Genomic DNA, 16,964 nt, shown 5'->3' with positions numbered 1-16,964 from the left:
CGGATGACCTGACGTCCGCGTCGCTTCCTGTCGCAGGCCCAGCCCCGTGCTCGATGGCTTTGGTTGCAACGCCTGCGCCTGATGACTTTCGGCCGCCAGTGGGCGCTGCGCCGAGTTCGGCGTTACGCGAATCTCGACACGCCAGCCGCCTGCCCATGACGGCTTCAGGGTCGTCATGGAAAACTGTATGAATATACAGTATAGTGTCCGTCGAAATCGAGCCGCACCGGTGCAACCCCGCGGCCCGTGCGCCGCGCCTGCGGGTATCCGCCGCAGCGTTCCGGCACCGTGAACTCTGGCTAACTCACTCAGACGGGCAGGCAAATTGTCATCCAGCAATCTGATCCGCATTCGCGGAGCACGTCAGCACAACCTCAAGAATATCGATCTCGACCTGCGCACCGGCGAAATGACGGTGGTCACCGGCCCGTCGGGCTCCGGCAAGTCGAGTCTGGTGTTCGACACGCTGTACGCGGAAGGCCAGCGGCGCTATGTCGAAACCTTCAGCGCGTACGCGCGGCAGTTCCTCGACCGGATGGACCGGCCGCAGGTCGAGCGCGTCGACGGCGTGCCGCCCGCGATCGCGATCGACCAGACCAACCCGGTCCGCAGCTCGCGCTCGACGGTCGGCACGATGACCGAGCTGAACGACCACCTGAAGCTGCTGTACGCACGCGCGGCCGAACTGTTCGACCGCAAGACCGCACAGCAGGTGCGCCACGACACGCCGGAGACGATCTACGCGGAACTCGTCGCGCGCACGCAGGCGGACGATCCGCGCGTCGTCGTCACGTTCCCGGTCGAGCTGCCGGAAACCGCGTCCGACGACGAAATCACGCAGTGGCTGTCGGCGAGCGGCTACACACGCGTGCAGGCGCGGCGCGAAGTCGCGTCGCCCACCGGGCCGCGCAAGGTGCTCGACGTGGTGGCCGACCGCTTCCGCGTGCAGCAGGCCGACAAGGTGCGCGTCGTCGAGGCGATCGAGGCGTCGCTGAAGCGCGGCGGCGGGCGCGCGAACGTGTACGTGCTCGCGCCGGAGCCGGAAACCGCCGGCGGCGCGGCCGCCGAGCCGCAGGTGTGGCGCTTCTCCACCGGGCTCCATGATCCCGACAGCGACCTGCGCTACGCGGAGCCGCAAGCGGCGATGTTCTCGTTCAACTCGGCCTACGGCGCGTGCGAAACGTGCCGCGGCTTCGGCCGCGTGATCGGCGTCGATCTCGGCCTCGTGATCCCCGACGCGCGCAAGACGCTGCGCGGCGGCGCGATCAAGCCGATGCAGACGCCCGCATGGAAGGAGTGCCAGGACGACCTGATGCGCTACGCGGCGAAGGCCGACATCCGGCGCGACGTGCCGTGGGCCGAGCTGACGGACGCCGAGCGCGACTGGGTCGTCAACGGCTCGCCGGACTGGAACGGCAAGTGGCAGAGCCAGTGGTACGGCGTGAAGCGCTTCTTCGGTTATCTCGAATCGAAGGCGTACAAGATGCATATCCGCGTGCTGCTGTCGAAATACCGCAGCTACACGCCGTGCGACGTGTGCGGCGGCGCGCGCCTGAAGACGGAATCGCTGCAATGGCGGCTCGGCTCGAAGGCGAACGCCGACGGCGTGCTCGCGCCGGCCGGTCGCTTCATGCCGCGCGGCGTCGACTGGAGCCGCGCGCAGCTCGAAGCGCTGCCGGGCCTGACCGTGCACGACCTGATGCTGCTGCCGATCGAGCGCATCCGCCGCTTCTTCGACGAAGTCAGCCTGCCGAGCGCGCTGCTCGACGATGCGCTGAAGCTGCTGCTCGCCGAAGTGCGCACGCGCCTGAAATACCTGTGCGACGTGGGGCTCGGCTACCTGACGCTCGACCGGCAGAGCCGCACGCTGTCGGGCGGCGAGGTGCAGCGGATCAACCTGACGACGGCACTTGGCACGTCGCTCACCAAAACCCTGTTCGTGCTCGACGAACCGAGCATCGGGCTGCATCCGCGCGATCTCACACGGATCGTCGAGGCGATGCAGCGGCTGCGCGATGCGGGCAATACGCTGGTGGTCGTCGAGCACGATCCGTCGGTGATGCTCGCGGCCGACCGGCTGATCGACATGGGGCCGGGCCCGGGCGAGCGCGGCGGCACGATCGTCTACGACGGCACGCCGGGCGACATCCGTTCCGCGCATACGCTGACCGGCGAGTATCTCGGCGGCCGCAAGCATGTCGCGCACGCGTCGAACTGGGCGCGCCGGCCGGTCGACGCGCACACGCCGCGCGTCGTGCTCGACGGCGCGAGCGAACACAACCTGCGCGACGTGACGGTCGAGATTCCGCTGCAGCGGCTCGTCTGCGTGACCGGCGTGTCGGGTTCCGGCAAATCCACGCTGTTGCAGGACGTGCTTTATCCGGCGATGGCGCGGCACCACGGCAAGGCGACCGAATCGCCAGGCGCGTACCGCAACCTCACGGGCGCCGACCAGGTCGGCGACGTCGTGTTCGTCGACCAGTCGCCGATCGGCAAGACCACGCGTTCGAACCCGGCAAGCTATGTCGGCGCGTTCGACGAAATCCGCAAGCTGTTCGCGAAGGCGCCGCTCGCGCTGCAACGCGGCTACGGCGCCGGCACGTTCAGCTTCAACTCGGGCGACGGCCGCTGCCCGACCTGCGGCGGCTCGGGCTTCGAACACATCGAGATGCAGTTCCTGAGCGACGTCTATCTGCGCTGCCCGGACTGCGACGGCAGCCGCTACCGCGCCGAGATTCTCGAAGTGCGCATCGAGCGCAACGACCGCGCGCTGAACATCGCCGACGTGCTCGACCTGACCGTCAGCGAAGCGGCCGCGTTCTTCGCGACCGACGCCGAGGTGCTGCGCGTGCTGCAGCCGATCGTCGACGTCGGACTCGAATACGTGAAGCTCGGCCAGCCGGTGCCGACGCTGTCGGGCGGCGAGGCGCAGCGCCTGAAGCTGGCCGGCTTCCTCGCCGAATCCGCGGCGGCCGTCAACGGGCGCCGGGTCGTCACGGAAGAAGCGCGCGTCGCGCGTGTGAAGTTGTTCATGTTCGACGAGCCGACCACCGGGCTGCACTTCGACGACATCGCGAAGCTGATGCAGGCGTTCGGCAAGCTGCTCGCGGCCGGCCATTCGCTGATCGTGATCGAGCACAACCTCGACGTGATCCGCGCGGCCGACTGGCTGATCGATCTCGGCCCGGAAGGCGGCGACGGCGGTGGCCTCGTGCTGTGCGCGGGTACGCCCGACGACGTGAAGGCCTGCGCCGAATCGCATACGGGTGCCGCACTGCTGCAGTACGACCGCGCGATGGATGCCGACGCCCCGTTCGCCGACGAAGGCGTGCCGCTGCAGACCGTGCTGAACGCCGCACGCGAGCGGCGCGCGATCGAAGGCGAGGACGTCGTGCGGATCGTCAACGCGCGCGAGCACAACCTGAAGGCGCTCGACGTCGACATCCCGCACGGCAAGTTCAACGTGATCACCGGCGTGTCGGGTTCCGGCAAGTCGACGCTCGCGTTCGACATCCTGTTCCACGAAGGCCAGCGCCGCTACCTCGAATCGCTGAACGCGTATGCGCGCTCGATCGTGCAGCCGGCCGGGCGGCCCGAAGTCGACGCGGTGTACGGCATTCCGCCGACCGTCGCGATCGAGCAGCGGCTGTCGCGCGGCGGCCGCAAGAGCACGGTCGCGACCACGTCCGAAGTCTGGCACTTCCTGCGGCTGCTGTATGTGAAGCTCGGCCTGCAGCATTGCATCCACGACGGCACGCCGGTCACGTCGCAATCGGTCGAATCGATCGCCGCGCAGTTGCTGCGCGACCATCGCGGCGAACACGTCGGGCTGCTCGCGCCGCTCGTCGTCAACCGTAAGGGCGTGTATACGGATCTCGCGAAATGGGCGAAGGCGCGCGGCAGCACGCATCTGCGCGTCGACGGCGAGTTCGTGACGGTCGACCCGTGGCCGAAGCTCGACCGCTTCCGCGAGCACACGATCGAGCTGCCGGTGGCCGATATCGTCGTGTCGCCGGACAACGAGGCCGAGTTGCGGCGCGTGCTCGACGAGACGCTCGAACTCGGCAAGGGCGTGATGCACCTGCTCGCGCCGCTCGACGGGCTGCACGATGCGATGCAGAACGATCATTCGACCGCGCGTGTCGGCGCGGTCAAGGTGCTGTCGGTCAAGCGCGCATGCCCGGTGTGCGGCACGAGCTACCCGGAGCTGGACCCGCGGATGTTCTCGTACAACAGCAAGCACGGCTGGTGCACGACCTGCGTCGGCACCGGCGTCACGCTCACGCGCGAACAGCGCGCGGCGTACGACGACACGTTGCTCGCCGAGGACGGCCGCGGCCGCGAACAGACGCTGCCGTCGGACGAGCAGGAGCCGGAAGGCGTCGGCAACGAGCCGTGCCCGGATTGCAACGGCACGCGGCTGAACCCGTCCGCGCGCGCGGTCACGTTCGACGCGCATCCGATCGTCGAGGTCGCGCAGTGGACGGTGTCGGACACGCGCCGCTGGATCGACGCGCTGGAACTCACCGGGCGCGACGCGCAGATCGCGCGCGACATCGTCAGCGAGATCGGCAGCCGCCTCGCGTTTCTCGAGGAGGTTGGGCTCGGCTACCTGAGCCTCGATCGCGCGGCGCCGAGCCTGTCGGGCGGCGAAGCGCAGCGCATCCGGCTCGCCGCGCAGCTCGGCAGCAACCTGCAGGGTGTCTGCTACGTGCTCGACGAACCGACGATCGGCCTGCATCCGCGCGACAACCAGATCCTGCTGGACGCGCTGCGCAAGCTCGGCGACAAGGGCAATACGCTCGTCGTCGTCGAGCATGACGAGGACACGATCCGCCGCGCCGATCACATCATCGACATCGGCCCGGGCGCAGGCAAGCGCGGCGGCGCGCTGGTCGCGCAGGGCGCGGTCGCGGATCTGGCCGCGCAGTCCGATTCGGTGACGGGGCGCCTGCTCGCGCAGCCGATGACGCATCCGCTGCAGCCGCGCCGTGCCGTGAGCCTGCCGGGCAAGAAGGGCGGCGCCGCGGTGCCGGACGCGTGGCTGACCGTGCACGGCGCAAGGCTGCACAACCTGCGCGACGTCACGGTCGGCATTCCGCTCGCGCGGCTCGTCGCGGTGACGGGTGTCAGCGGCTCGGGCAAGTCGACGCTCGCGCGCGACGTGCTGATGACGAACCTGCTCGACGCGGTCGGTCGCTCCGTGCTGTCGTCACCGGCCACGCGGCGCGCACGCAAGGCCGTGCAGCAGGACGCGCCGGCGGCGAACCGCCGCTCGAGCGTGCTCGCGCGCAGTGCGCCGCGGCCGTCGCTGAACGTCACGCATGCATGGCAGGGCTGCGAGTCGTTGAGCGGCTGGGAGCAGATCGATCGCGTGCTCGAAGTCGATCAGACGCCGATCGGCAAGACCCCGCGTTCGTGCCCGGCCACCTATATCGGGCTGTGGGACACGATCCGCAAGCTGTTCGCCGACACGCTGGAGGCGCGTGCGCGCGGTTATACGGCGTCGCGTTTCTCGTTCAATACCGGCGACGGGCGGTGCCCCGCGTGCGAAGGGCAAGGCGTGCGCACGATCGGCATGAGCTTCCTGCCCGACGTGAAGGTGCCGTGCGACGTGTGTCATGGGCAGCGCTTCAACCCGGAGACGCTCGCCGTTACGTGGCGCGGCCGGAACATCGGCGACGTGCTGACGATGGAGATCGACGAGGCGGTGGAGTTTTTCGCGCCGATCTCGAACATCGCGCATCCGCTGCAGCTGATGAAGGATGTCGGGCTTGGCTATCTGACGCTCGGCCAGCCATCGCCGACGTTGTCAGGCGGCGAGGCGCAGCGCATCAAGCTCGTCACCGAGCTGACGAAGGTGCGCGACGACATCACGCGGCGAGGCCAGAAGGCGCCGCACACGCTGTACGTGCTCGACGAACCGACGGTCGGCCTGCACATGGCCGACGTCGCGAAGCTGATCCGCGTGCTGCACCGGCTCGTCGATGCGGGGCATAGCGTCGTCGTGATCGAACACGATCTCGACGTGATCGCGGAAGCCGACTGGATCATCGATCTCGGGCCGGAGGGTGGCGTAGGCGGCGGCACGATCGTCGCGGCGGCGCCGCCGGAAGCGCTCGTGCGGGTGAGCGCGAGCCACACGGGGCAGGCGCTCAAGCCGGTGCTGGCGCGCACGGGTGCGGATGAAGGTGAGGCCGAACGCGAGGGAGAAGCGCGAGTCGGTTGAATACGGCGCTTCGAATGAGCGGCCCCGGTGTCTGGTCAGACGCCGGGGCCGTTTTTATTGCGTCATGCGGTTTTGTGGTCAGGTTGCCGGCGCGACGGATGCGCCGGTGATGCCATGCCGCCGAAGCGAATCCGCGACGAAGCCGGACGCTTTCATTTCCTCGACGAATTCAGTCAGTACCGCCGCAGCGGCCTCGCCACGGCTCTTCGGCACGCCCATCGCCTGCCTGATCACCATGAACCGCTCGTCGAGCAGACGCAGGCCGGTCGTCTTCGCGGCGTCGGCTTCGAGCTGCTGCTTCACGCCGGCCGCGACTTCCAGTTGCTGTTCGACGAACGTCTGCACGACGGCCTGCGATGTCGGTGCGCGCACGATCTGCGCGGCTTTCAGTTCGCGGGTGAGGAACAGGTCGTATGCGCTGCCCTTGCCGACGGTCACGCGGTTGTGCGGCTGGTCGACGTCCTCGTTCGTGCGGATCGGCGACGCGTCGCGCACGAGATAGAACCCCTCGATCAGCACATATGGCGCGGTGAACGCGACCGTTTCGCCGCGCAGCGGGTCGACCGCGAAGAAGCCGAAATCGGCGCGCTCCTCGGTCAGCGCCTGCACCGATTTCGCGGCCCCGTCGAACACGACGAGTTCCAGCTCGGCCGACAGGCGTTCCGCGAACGCGCGCGCCAGGTCGATCGACACGCCGAACGGTTCGCCCGTTGCCGGGTCGCGGTTCGCGAGGATCGGGTTGCCGAGATTGATCGACGCACGCAGCTTGCCGGTGGGGGTGAAGGCGGAGAGGATGGTGGGGGCGAGGGGCATGGGGGGCTCGTTGGGTGGCAGATTGACGGTCAGGGGTTGCGGTGCGTGCTTGCTCCATAGTGCGTCACCACGCTATCCGGGCACGCATGATCGCGCAGGAGCTTTGGCTCTCGTCAGGGCTGGTACGCAGGTACTGCTGCAATCATATGCCCTACAGTGAAATGAGGCGTGCACACACGCGGCCTCGCCTTCCCGTTACGCATTGGTCACCCCATGACCTTCGCCGTGCAGTCCGTTCGAAATCGGTGAAGCAATTCTCGGGCATATGCTTCGCGGCGTCGGAGTCGTTTACAACCGGCACGGATGCGATAACCAACGTCGGCATTGGTTGGCAAAACCGAGTTCGAAGCTGGAAGAATTGGCGGTACTCGACTCGCAATCCCTTGCGCCAGGCGCGCTCTCGGCGTCTTGCTGGCAGCAGCTTTTGAACGTACGCAAGAGCAGTTCCCATTGGGGAGCTAAAGGTGCTGCGCGAACGGTTGAGTCGCTGTCGCACCCGGTGCCCCAGTGCGGGCCAATGTCTCGATGGGTCGCACTTGGGGGGCTACGGCGAAAGGCATGGTCGCATTTCTGACTTATTTGGGCTGTCAAGAATGACAGCTTTCTTGGCGCAATTTTTTGTCCTATTTTTTTAAAATAGTATTGTTGCAATGCAATTTGAGTGCGTAAAGGTGTGGTGGGTTGGTAGTGCTACTTTGAGCGAGGAGTGACTGAAATGGCTGCACGTAGCGTGACCGCGAAGTTTACCAACAACACGAAATTTGTATTGACGCTGGATAAATCATCGGTTCAGTTGGAGATCGGTCAGTGGGTGACCTCACCTCCCGATCAAATCCTCCCTGGTGATGTCGGGCAATGGGAGAGCGAGTCGGATAGCTACGACACTGGCACGCAGGGCAATCTTCGGTATCAATTTTTCGATCAATCGACGTCCAACGTCTACGTCAATTGGGTGGATCCGTTTTCTGCTGAAAGTCATTATTCGATCGAATGTGATGCGGATGGATTCAAAGTTGGCCATGACGGAAGTAATGATCGTAATGCCACTGTTGATTACTACATTAATGAGGCTTGATGTGTTCGAGTTGCTTGCGTTGATCCGGATGCCGGGATGCGAGCGTGTGATTCTTGTTAAAAGGATGGATTATTATGTCTCAAAAATACAGTGACCTGACTCCTGAATTGCAGAATTTGTTTAACACATTGGAGGCGGCCATCGATATGAGCGCGGTCCTCGGTGATAAGGTGCGAAATCCATTTGATGTCTTGTTCAATAATTTTATGTACGCGAGCTTAACCGTTGAAGATTTCAATTCCAATCTGAACAGAATAATGAACGAAAATTGAGTGTCCGGCATCTCGATTATTCAGTCGGCCATCCTGCGCTGAAGCATCTGTGCCGGTGGAATTGGGTGCAGATGCTTGCAGTGCTTGAGTAGTTCCTGACCCTCATCGATTCTTGCCCTTCGACGGCCGGTCTGGCAGTTGGCAGGGGCAAAATTCCGACACGATTCTCGCTTCGGCCTACGCTAGATTTCGCGCGTGAGCCATCCAACGCGTCGACCAGAAAGCGCGCGTGGTTTCGGGAATTGCTCCTCGCGCACTAGCTTGTGAATCATTGCGGGCGACGGTGAGATTGCGGCGGAAACCGACCTGATATCTAGGTAGGTTGGTTTCATCGCTCCCGTCATACTCGGAATGTTCCTTCTCGATCAGCAGGCATTGAGCGCACGAGCTGCGTCAAGCCAGTTTCCAGCGTGATGCCGGCGGTTGCTGCCCAGGTGTGCGCATCCTGCGTGGCTTTGTGGCGAGAGAACGAGCCGAGCTCGCAGGGCTCAGCTTCACAGATTGAAAAGGGCCGCCCCATTGATTTGATCGATCGCCGTGTCCTCCACGGAACAATCGACAACTTGGAACTATACTGGGCAGCTTGGAGGATTCAATGACCGATCAAGACAGGCTGCATCCACTCCGTCCGCTCCTGAAAAATTGGGTTTGGGAGCATGGTCGAATCGGGACTCGCTATCTGGACTATGTTGATGGCGAAATCAAGTTCGATGACGGCAAGAAATCGCATTTCGCAGCGGAGGAATATGTCTATGTGCCCCTTGGCAACGGCGCTGAAGACGATGCATCCGCGGATCGTCCTGCGATCCACGACGCAGGACTCGCCCGGTTTTTGCGGGCAGCTCAGTTGGGTAAGCCAGAGGAAGCCGGTTCTGTAGCGGATGTTCAGCGCGCAGTCCAGGATTGCGTGGAGATCGGCCTGTGCAGCGCATATCAACGGGAGGCTCGAGAGGCATTGGCTCGCTACGCGCAGGAGCCGATGTTCGATGACGAGATCCGCGCAGCGGTTGTCGCCGATATCCGGCGTATTTACGTCGGCATGCGGGAGCAACTGGCGCTGTACGACTTCAGTGTGCTCCACGGCTTGCCCATGCCGCTGCTTATCGGCGACACGCCCTTCATCGACTGGCGCGTGCGCGCCAGTCCGGCACTGCCGTTCGTATCGCTTCCGCTGGGACCTTACTGCCTGCTGGTCGGCGCGCCGTCGGGCAGGAAAAGCCGAATCGCCCCAGTGGTCTGGAAGGCCGCTGCCACGATGGGCCCGTTGAAGGACCACAACCGCCAGATCGAGGAGCAGACACGTCTGTGGCTGGTGGCGACCACGGATGACCAACTTGTCGCTGCACAAGGTCGCATTGCTGCGACCCTGGGCTCCAGGCAAGGGGATGTGAAGCCCTGACCGAAGTCGACGGAAAGCAGATCGTCGGCGCCGCCTCGATTACCGTGCAGCTACAGGAGAACCCGATGATCAAAGTCAGTGTCATGTACCCGTACGCCGCAGGCGCGCGATTCGATCATGCTTACTACCGCGAGAGGCATATGCCAATGATGAAACAGCTGCTCGGCGCCGCATGTCTGTACTACACGGTGGACAAGGGCATCGCAGGCGGTGCTCCGGGCACTGACCCTGTCTACGTGGCCAAGTGCGACTTCGTCTGCACTTCTGTCGAAGCTTTTCAAGCAGCCCGCGCCCCGCACGCGCAGGAGATCATGGCCGACATCGCTAATTACACGGATATACAACCCGTGCTGCAAATCAGTGAGGTGGTAGTGGAGCGTTCGGAAGTCTGACCAAGGTTCGGATATCGCCTAGCACCGCATCCGCGTATGGCGTGGGCGAGAAGAAATTCGTGGGAGTGACGTTTGCAGGTACGTCGGTGGGTTGGGTGCCCATGTGACGGCGGGAGTGTCTACCAGTGTCCCTGATGTTCTGCCCCGGTGTCACCTGCCAGGTCAGCTTGCTTTGCGTACTCGAAGGACACGGAGTAGCGCCATTGATCGGCTTCGATCATAGCCACGGAGTACACGGCTTTCACCCAGATCTGGCTCTGCCCGTGATGCAAGCCAACCAATCGCCAAAGAGCGGAAATGATCTCCTCCGTCGGGAGGACGACGTCTTTCATCCCGTCGGGGTTCGTGATCGATATCTCGAGGCGGTCGTGTTCTACCGTGCGCGTGACGACCATCTCCGCTGCCCGCCACGTTTCCGGCGTCGCAATGATCAACGAATTCGCGATTTCGTAGTCGATGGGGGCTTGCAGTGTAACGAGATCAGTCAACGTGTTCTCCAGCAATTGCATAGCGGGGTTCCATACCGAGCCGGCGGGGGGCGCGACTAGTTGGTCGATAGGCGGTATTGCGTCAGTCCCGGATGTTCGATGCGTTCCTTGACCGCAAATCCATGACGTTCGTAAAACGGAATATTGCGCGGCTCCGCAGTTTCCAGGGAAATCGTCCCGGACGGTTCGGTGTCGCGAAGATGTGCCAACGTTGCATTCAGGAGTGTCGACCCGATCCCTTCGCCTTGCAGCATCGGGGATACACCGATGAACTCGATCCGGCTTGAATTCGCATCAGGGGATTTCGAGGGGGGACGCTCACGAAGCAAATCGATTCTTCCCAACGATAATTCACCACAACCGCTCGCAATCTGGTGTCCTAGCTCGGCGAGCCTGCCGGGCGATTCGGCGCAAGAGGCCGGCGCAACGTAGCTCACGGCGACGAGGTCGTCGTTTCGCCACGCGCCCAAAGCAGGCATGAGTACATCGTGGTGATACCTCAAATAGCTTCTCAGATAATTTGTTCGGCGTTCGTCGAATCCCCGATTTTCGGCGAACAGGCACTAGGCAAGTGTAGGGTCTTGCTTGAACGCAGAATCAAGCAAAACTAACGCTGGTTCAGAAAACTGGTGCGGCAGCGGCGCTACCGTTAGTTTTGTACCGTGCATGTTCGGTTCGGGAAACAGGTGTTCGTTGAATGAGTCGGCGTAGCTTCTAGCCTGAAGCCTTGTCAGGAGAGCCGCAGGTACTGCTGCATGCAGGTACAGAGGTGGGTTGGGTGCTCATGAGACCCGGAAGGTTGCTTTAGCTGCCCGAGTTTACCAGTGGCCCGAACCTGCCTGTGCGAAGTTCATCGTTTGGCCAGTTGCCGGAGACGACCGGCCCTAGGTGACCAACACTCTTGGCGAGCATTGGTCCGTTGAATGATTGCCGCTTACCATAAGCACCTTCGAAGAAACCGTTGAGGAGCTTGAGATCGTGAATTTGAAGATGGCATTGACGGTGTTTGGCATGGTGTTCACGCTGGGTGCATATGGCGTCGAGGCTAACGATGCCGGTCTTACTGTATCGGCGTACGGTCTTTCTTGCAAAATCCCCATTCCTTCGTACCCGGCGACGGCTCGCCAGAGCGGTCACAAAGGTCGGGTTGTGGTTGGCTTTACCGTAAAGGCAAGCGGTGAGATTGCCGATGCCAGCGTATTTGCATCGAGTGGGTATGAAGATCTGGACAGCGTGTCAGTCAAGTCGATCGAGAATATGACTTGTGAGCCACCCAAGGGAGGCAGGGGCGTACAGGGGAAACAAGTGTTCGATTTCTCGATGTAATCGGGGAATTACACTGAAGCGTGCGCGTTTTGGGGAGCGAGCCTGACTTTGCCAGCGGCCCGAACCTGCCAGCGCGAAGTTCGTCGTTCGGCCAGTTGCCGATGATCACGACCGCCGGCTGCCGGCCAGCCGCGCCAAACGGTAGTGAGCAGGTGTCTTATCGCGGTTCACCTGGATGTGACTCACCGGAACGCGCTGGACAGGAGACGAGATGCACCGCAACTTTGTGATACGAGCTGGCCGCCCTTCGGATGCAGACCAACTGACGAAGCTCGCATTCCTTTCGAAGGCGCACTGGGGCTACCCCAAAGAATGGCTGGAACTGTGGGAAGCCGACCTTACGGTTAGGCCCGAGATGATCGAAGATTCAATCGCCTTCGTAGCCGAAACTGAAGAGCGGATCATCGGGTTCTGGGTCAGGGCCTCGATGGATTCCGATGAACCTACTCGCGGCTGGCTATTCGTTCACCCTGATCATATGGGGCAGGGTGTCGCACGTGCGTTATGGTCGGAACTCAGGAAAGAAGCGGCCGCCAGAGGAATCAGGAGTTTCGTGATCGAAGCTGATCCCAATGCGGTGCCATTCTATCTGGCGCTCGGTGCAGAAAAAATCGGCGAGAAAGAATCGACCGTCATTCCGGGAAGGCTCTTTCCAATCCTTCGGGTACCTGTCTGATGGGCGTCGTTTATTGATCGCTTATCGAGGACCACTGATATCGGGAACGGAGCACTACACAGGATAACGAACAGATTTCCCGCGTATCACATCCGCCCCCGAACCAAGCCTGAGTGTCACGGCAACAGTACCGTGTCGACCACATGAATCACACCATTCGACTGCATGACGTCGCCGATCGTCACATGCGCGACATCCCCCTTGTCGTCGGTGATGGCCCACCCCTTTGCATCGCGGCTGACGATCAGCGGATCGCCCTCGACCGTCTTCAACGTCGCCTTGCCGCCGCCCTGATCGACCGCCATGGCCAGGTCATGTGCGGTGAGGCGTCCGGGTACGACGTGATACGTGAGCACCTTGACCAGCGTCGCCTTGTTTTCCGGCTTCAATAACGTCTGCACCGTGCCGGGCGGCAAGGCGGCGAATGCCTCGTTGGTCGGTGCGAAGACCGTGAACGGCCCCTTGCTCGACAAGGTATCGACCAGCCCGCCGGCCTTCACGGCCGCGACCAGCGTCGTGTGGTCGTTGGAGTTCACCGCGTTCTCGACGATGTTCTTCGACGGATACATTGCAGCGCCGCCCACCTCCACGGTTTTGTCCATGGACATCGAACCCGCCGTCGAGGCCTGCGTGGTGACGCCCAGCGCGATCGCGAGGGTGAGCATCGTGCCGACCATTTTCAATTTTCTGCAGGATTCCATCTGGGTTCTCCCGAAAGATCGATGCTTCCGGCTGGAAGCTACCGAAGATACGAGACGAACGCGGCAACGGATGCATGCGGGACTGCCGAATTTCAAGCGGCGATGAGCGAACCGTGAGGCAAGTTCATGCGCCGCCGACGGCACCCTTCGCCAGCACCGGTCCGGTCGGCTGCCCGGTCGGCGATCCGCCGCGCGGTTCAAGCGACACGGCCAGTATCGCGCTGGCGTTCAGCGAGGCGAGCACCGTGCGCGGTATCGGCACGACAGTTGGCCGATCCGCGGCGATCAGGCCGAGGGAAGCGGGTCGTCCGCCCGGCGCGATCAGCCACAGTTCGGTGGAGCGATCGGCCGCGACGGGCGTATCGCTTGCCGGCACAATCACCATGCGCGCGCGCTCCACATCGACGGTCACGGTCCAGCCGGCGGTGCCGCCGTCGCGTACGAGGCTTGCGACCTTGTAGACGTCATGTGTGGGCCCTGCGGTGGTAGACGGGCGGATTGGCAGAACCGACAGGACAGCGAGCGCGATCGCCGCGATGCTCGAACCGATGCCGATCCAGCGCCAGCCCTGCAGGTTGTTCCAGAACCCGGCGCGCGGGCGAGGTGGATTGGCGGGCGCGAATCCGAGGTCGGCCCGGATGCGTACCCACACGTGCGGCGGCGGCTCGATCCCGACGATATCGTCGTTCAGCGGCAGCAGGTGGTTTTGCCAACGCGCCACGCTGGCGGCGAGTTGAGGATCGCGCTGCATCGCTTGTTCGATCCGCCTGCGCTCCGACCCGTCGAGCACGCCCAAAACGTATTCGGCACAACGGATGTCGTTCGGGCTGGAGAGTGGGGTGTTCATCGTTCGAGACACGCTTTGAGTTGGAGCAAACTGCGCCGAATCCAGCTTTTCAACGTACCGAGCGGAACACGAAGGCGCTCCGCCAGCTCCGCATACGTTGCGCCCGCAAAGAATGCCTCTCGCACCACGCTACGCTGCGTGGCGGGCAGTATTTCCAGGCAGTGCTCCAGCCGTCGCCGTTCCTCGCTGTTTTCAGCCGCGGTGACGGGCGACGGCCGTTCGTCGACCGCTTCTTCCATCGTCGACTCATCGACGTGTACTTCGCGGTGACGACGAAGGCGGTCGATCGCCCGATTGCGCGCAATGGCGCCAAGCCAGGTGATCGCGCTGGCCAGTGTCGGATCGAACGTCGCGGCCCGATGCCAGACCGTGACATAGACCTCTTGCAAGACCTCCTCGGCTTCACCGCGATCTCGCAGCATCGTCACGCACACCCCGAACAGTTTCGCGGAGGTGCGCCGGTAGAGCGTGCTGAACGCGCCTTGATCGCCGGCGCCCGCGTCGAGAAGAAGCTGGTTGAGCTCTTCACGCCGGTGGTTTTCGGATTCGCCGATCGACCGCTCGCTATCGGAAGCCAGGTTGCTTCTCATGTGCACTGAATTCTCCACCGGGTGGTTTGAAGAATCTGGGGCGGCATCTGACGCGTGACGAAGCGGGACGCGAGAGCGAATGTCGATAGCTGCCATCGTACCCCCGATCCCGCGATCTCCGAGTCTGCCAACTCAGTTACGTTCCAGGCGAGCATCCGGATGCACGTGTGTGGTCGTTTGACCGTATGCGGTCTGTAAGCGACGCCTGATAGATCGGTATGCGCAGACTCGGAATGAGTCTTCCCGGGACGACGGACGATTCTTTACGGCATGCTTACCGTCAACCGAAGCGTCGCGAAGGCCGTTCATACGTTGCAACGCGGCTTTCTCCCGGCGGCCCGTTCATCGTATGCCGGTTCCTGTTCGAATCCATGCTGGTTCTTTCTCGGCAAGACCGGCGCAACCATTATCGGAGCCATATGGCATTTCGTCTGTCCTTGCGAGCAGCCGCCACGATCCCCGTTCTTTGCATCGTGATGCTTGGCGGGTGCATCGCCGCGACGCAGCACCATACCGACGTGACCGGTTCATATCAGTCACGCACCGACGCGCAGCCGAAGCCTGCACCCGGCGCCCGCATGGCCAGCGCACCTTTTGTTCACCCCGGCCTGCTGCATACGGAGAGCGATTTCACGCGCATGCACGAGAACGTCGCCGCGCGGCGGCAGCCGTGGTTCGACGGTTGGCAACGCCTGGTTGCCAACCGGCATGCGTCGCTCGACTGGAAACCGAATCCGCAGCCGGCCGTCTATCGCGGACGCAACCCCGATCACGCGGAGAATTACGCCACGCTCTTCAATGATGCCGCTGCGGCCTACGCGCTTGCACTTCGGTGGAAGATCACCGGCGACGACGCCTACGCGCAACACGCCATAGAAGTCCTGAATGCGTGGTCGCGCACGCTGACGATGATCGGTGGCAGTTCCGACAAGTTCCTGGCTTCCGGTATTTACGGCTACCAGCTGGCGAACGCCGGCGAAATCCTGCGCACGTCCCCACTGTGGCGCGCCGACGATTTCCGGCGCTTCCAGTCGATGATGCTGGGCGTGTTCTATCCCATGAACCACGACTTCCTGGCGCGGCACAACGGCGGAAAGATCGACCACTACTGGGCCAACTGGGATCTCGCAAACATGGCATCCATGCTGGCAATCGGGGTCCTGACCGACCGTCACGACATCTATGCCGAAGCGGTCGACTATTTCAGGCATGGCGCCGGCAACGGTTCAATTGAACACGTGGTGTGGAAGCTGTATCCGGATGGGCTGGGTCAGGTGCAGGAAAGCGGGCGCGACCAGGGGCATACCATGCTCGATATCGCGCTGCTCGGGGCGTTCTGCCAGATGGCCTGGAGCCAGGGGGACGATCTTTACGGATATGACGACAACCGGTTCCTGCGCGGAGCGGAATACGCCGCCCGATACAACCTCGGGAAGGACGTGCCTTACACGCAATACACGAACAGCGACGTCACGCAGCCCGTCATCTCGTCGAATTCGCGCGGTGACGGGCGTCCGATCTGGGCACTCGTCTACAACCACTACGTCGTGCTCAAAGGACTCTCCGCGCCGGACGTCGAAGCCTATGCCCGCCAGGTCGCGCCGGAAGGCGGCGGTGGCGACTACGGTCCCAACAGCGGTGGCTTCGATCAACTGGGATATGGGACGTTGACCTATACCCTTAAATGACGGCCAGCGACTCAGGCAGACTATCCGGGATGCGACGCCGGCACGAGGCCTTTCTCACGCGCCATCAAATATTTTGAAATCCCTTGCGTCGCAGGTTGGCGTTGATCCCGTGCTCCTGCGCCAGGCGAGCCACCGATACGCCCGGGCGTAACGCAGCCTCGGCCAATGCGCGTTTGCCTTTCTCGGCATAGCGGCGACGGCCGTCGCTGTTTTGACGAACTCGTCTCAACGCTGAGTTTTTGTCAGCCATAGGTGCCCACCTCCCAAATAGGTGGACACCTATGCGCGTCGCTTAGAGCGCCGTTGGGTAGACGCCGATCATGGATCGCTTACGTTTGACTTCAACGGCCCGATTCGGCACTCACCTCTACCCGCGGGGTTTCCCTAATACTTTCGGCCAACGCAACCATTACAGTCGTCAATGTAATCGTTGTATCGAGAACGTGTCATTTCGGTTTCTTGCCGCGT

Annotated in this window: 14 protein-coding genes and 1 pseudogene; 7 read left to right on the top strand and 8 right to left on the bottom strand. The window is 62.8% G+C overall.

Annotated features, from left to right (window positions below):
* Nucleotides 1–325: 325 nt before the first annotated feature.
* Nucleotides 326–6,229, top strand: coding sequence for an excinuclease ABC subunit UvrA (gene uvrA, locus ACTRWB_RS17440; protein WP_446902651.1), 5,904 nt, complete (start codon nt 326–328; stop codon nt 6,227–6,229).
* 78 nt (nt 6,230–6,307) lie between these two features.
* On the opposite strand, the gene ACTRWB_RS17435 is transcribed toward uvrA, so the two are convergent.
* The gene (locus ACTRWB_RS17435; RefSeq protein WP_446902650.1) at nt 6,308–7,042 is read right to left on the bottom strand and encodes an ABC transporter substrate-binding protein; all 735 of its coding nucleotides are present in this window, start codon (nt 7,040–7,042) and stop codon (nt 6,308–6,310) included.
* 715 nt (nt 7,043–7,757) lie between these two features.
* Between ACTRWB_RS17435 and ACTRWB_RS17430 the strand changes: the two genes are divergently transcribed.
* Nucleotides 7,758–8,117 (top strand): aegerolysin family protein, encoded by a 360-nt coding sequence (locus tag ACTRWB_RS17430; protein WP_446902649.1) that lies wholly within the window; start codon nt 7,758–7,760, stop codon nt 8,115–8,117.
* Between the two features lie 454 nt (nt 8,118–8,571).
* Here ACTRWB_RS17430 and ACTRWB_RS17425 read toward each other — a convergent pair whose 3' ends face one another.
* Nucleotides 8,572–8,721 carry a helix-turn-helix transcriptional regulator gene (locus ACTRWB_RS17425; RefSeq protein ID WP_446902648.1) on the bottom strand — a complete coding sequence of 50 codons (150 nt, stop codon included), beginning with the start codon at nt 8,719–8,721 and terminating at the stop codon, nt 8,572–8,574.
* 263 nt (nt 8,722–8,984) lie between these two features.
* Between ACTRWB_RS17425 and ACTRWB_RS17420 the strand changes: the two genes are divergently transcribed.
* Nucleotides 8,985–9,788: a hypothetical protein gene (locus ACTRWB_RS17420; RefSeq protein ID WP_446902647.1), complete on the top strand. Its 804-nt coding sequence runs from the start codon at nt 8,985–8,987 to the stop codon at nt 9,786–9,788.
* A gap of 65 nt (nt 9,789–9,853) precedes the next feature.
* A complete protein-coding gene (locus tag ACTRWB_RS17415; protein ID WP_446902646.1) occupies nt 9,854–10,180 on the top strand; it encodes an EthD family reductase in 327 nt (108 codons plus the stop codon).
* 119 nt (nt 10,181–10,299) lie between these two features.
* Here ACTRWB_RS17415 and ACTRWB_RS17410 read toward each other — a convergent pair whose 3' ends face one another.
* Both ACTRWB_RS17410 and ACTRWB_RS17405 read right to left on the bottom strand, forming a co-directional pair.
* On the bottom strand, nt 10,300–10,689 hold the full coding sequence (locus ACTRWB_RS17410) for a hypothetical protein (RefSeq protein WP_446902645.1): 390 nt from the start codon (nt 10,687–10,689) through the stop codon (nt 10,300–10,302).
* A gap of 35 nt (nt 10,690–10,724) precedes the next feature.
* Entirely contained in the window at nt 10,725–11,147 is a 423-nt protein-coding gene (locus ACTRWB_RS17405; RefSeq protein ID WP_446902644.1) for a GNAT family N-acetyltransferase, read from the bottom strand.
* Nucleotides 11,148–11,646: 499 nt separating this feature from the next.
* Here ACTRWB_RS17405 and ACTRWB_RS17400 point away from each other — a divergent pair, with 499 nt between their 5' ends.
* Together ACTRWB_RS17400 and ACTRWB_RS17395 are read left to right on the top strand one after the other, a co-directional pair.
* Complete coding sequence (locus tag ACTRWB_RS17400; protein WP_193102607.1) at nt 11,647–11,994, top strand: energy transducer TonB; 348 nt, start codon at nt 11,647–11,649, stop codon at nt 11,992–11,994.
* Between the two features lie 211 nt (nt 11,995–12,205).
* Entirely contained in the window at nt 12,206–12,670 is a 465-nt protein-coding gene (locus ACTRWB_RS17395; protein WP_446902643.1) for a GNAT family N-acetyltransferase, read from the top strand.
* A gap of 116 nt (nt 12,671–12,786) precedes the next feature.
* Here the strand turns inward: ACTRWB_RS17395 and ACTRWB_RS17390 are convergent, their stop codons facing one another.
* The 3 genes from ACTRWB_RS17390 to ACTRWB_RS17380 all read right to left on the bottom strand — a co-directional run bounded on the left by ACTRWB_RS17390 (nt 12,787) and on the right by ACTRWB_RS17380 (nt 14,808).
* Entirely contained in the window at nt 12,787–13,371 is a 585-nt protein-coding gene (locus ACTRWB_RS17390) for a fasciclin domain-containing protein (protein ID WP_446902642.1), read from the bottom strand.
* Nucleotides 13,372–13,495: 124 nt separating this feature from the next.
* Nucleotides 13,496–14,218, bottom strand: a complete 723-nt coding sequence (locus tag ACTRWB_RS17385; RefSeq protein ID WP_446902641.1) for an anti-sigma factor — start codon at nt 14,216–14,218, stop codon at nt 13,496–13,498.
* On the bottom strand, nt 14,215–14,808 hold the full coding sequence (locus ACTRWB_RS17380; RefSeq protein WP_446902640.1) for a sigma-70 family RNA polymerase sigma factor: 594 nt from the start codon (nt 14,806–14,808) through the stop codon (nt 14,215–14,217). The genes ACTRWB_RS17385 and ACTRWB_RS17380 overlap by 4 nt, the downstream gene beginning before the upstream one ends.
* 233 nt (nt 14,809–15,041) lie before the next feature.
* Between ACTRWB_RS17380 and ACTRWB_RS17375 the strand changes: the two genes are divergently transcribed.
* Nucleotides 15,042–16,496 carry an alginate lyase family protein gene (locus tag ACTRWB_RS17375; protein WP_446902639.1) on the top strand — a complete coding sequence of 485 codons (1,455 nt, stop codon included), beginning with the start codon at nt 15,042–15,044 and terminating at the stop codon, nt 16,494–16,496.
* 32 nt (nt 16,497–16,528) lie between these two features.
* On the opposite strand, the pseudogene ACTRWB_RS17370 reads toward ACTRWB_RS17375, so the two are convergent.
* Nucleotides 16,529–16,746, bottom strand: a pseudogene (locus ACTRWB_RS17370) (transposase); the annotation flags it as partial.
* Nucleotides 16,747–16,964: the final 218 nt, after the last annotated feature.

This window comes from Burkholderia sp. YIM B11467 (assembly GCF_052952715.1).
This window is presented reverse-complemented; position numbering and strand designations above follow the sequence as displayed.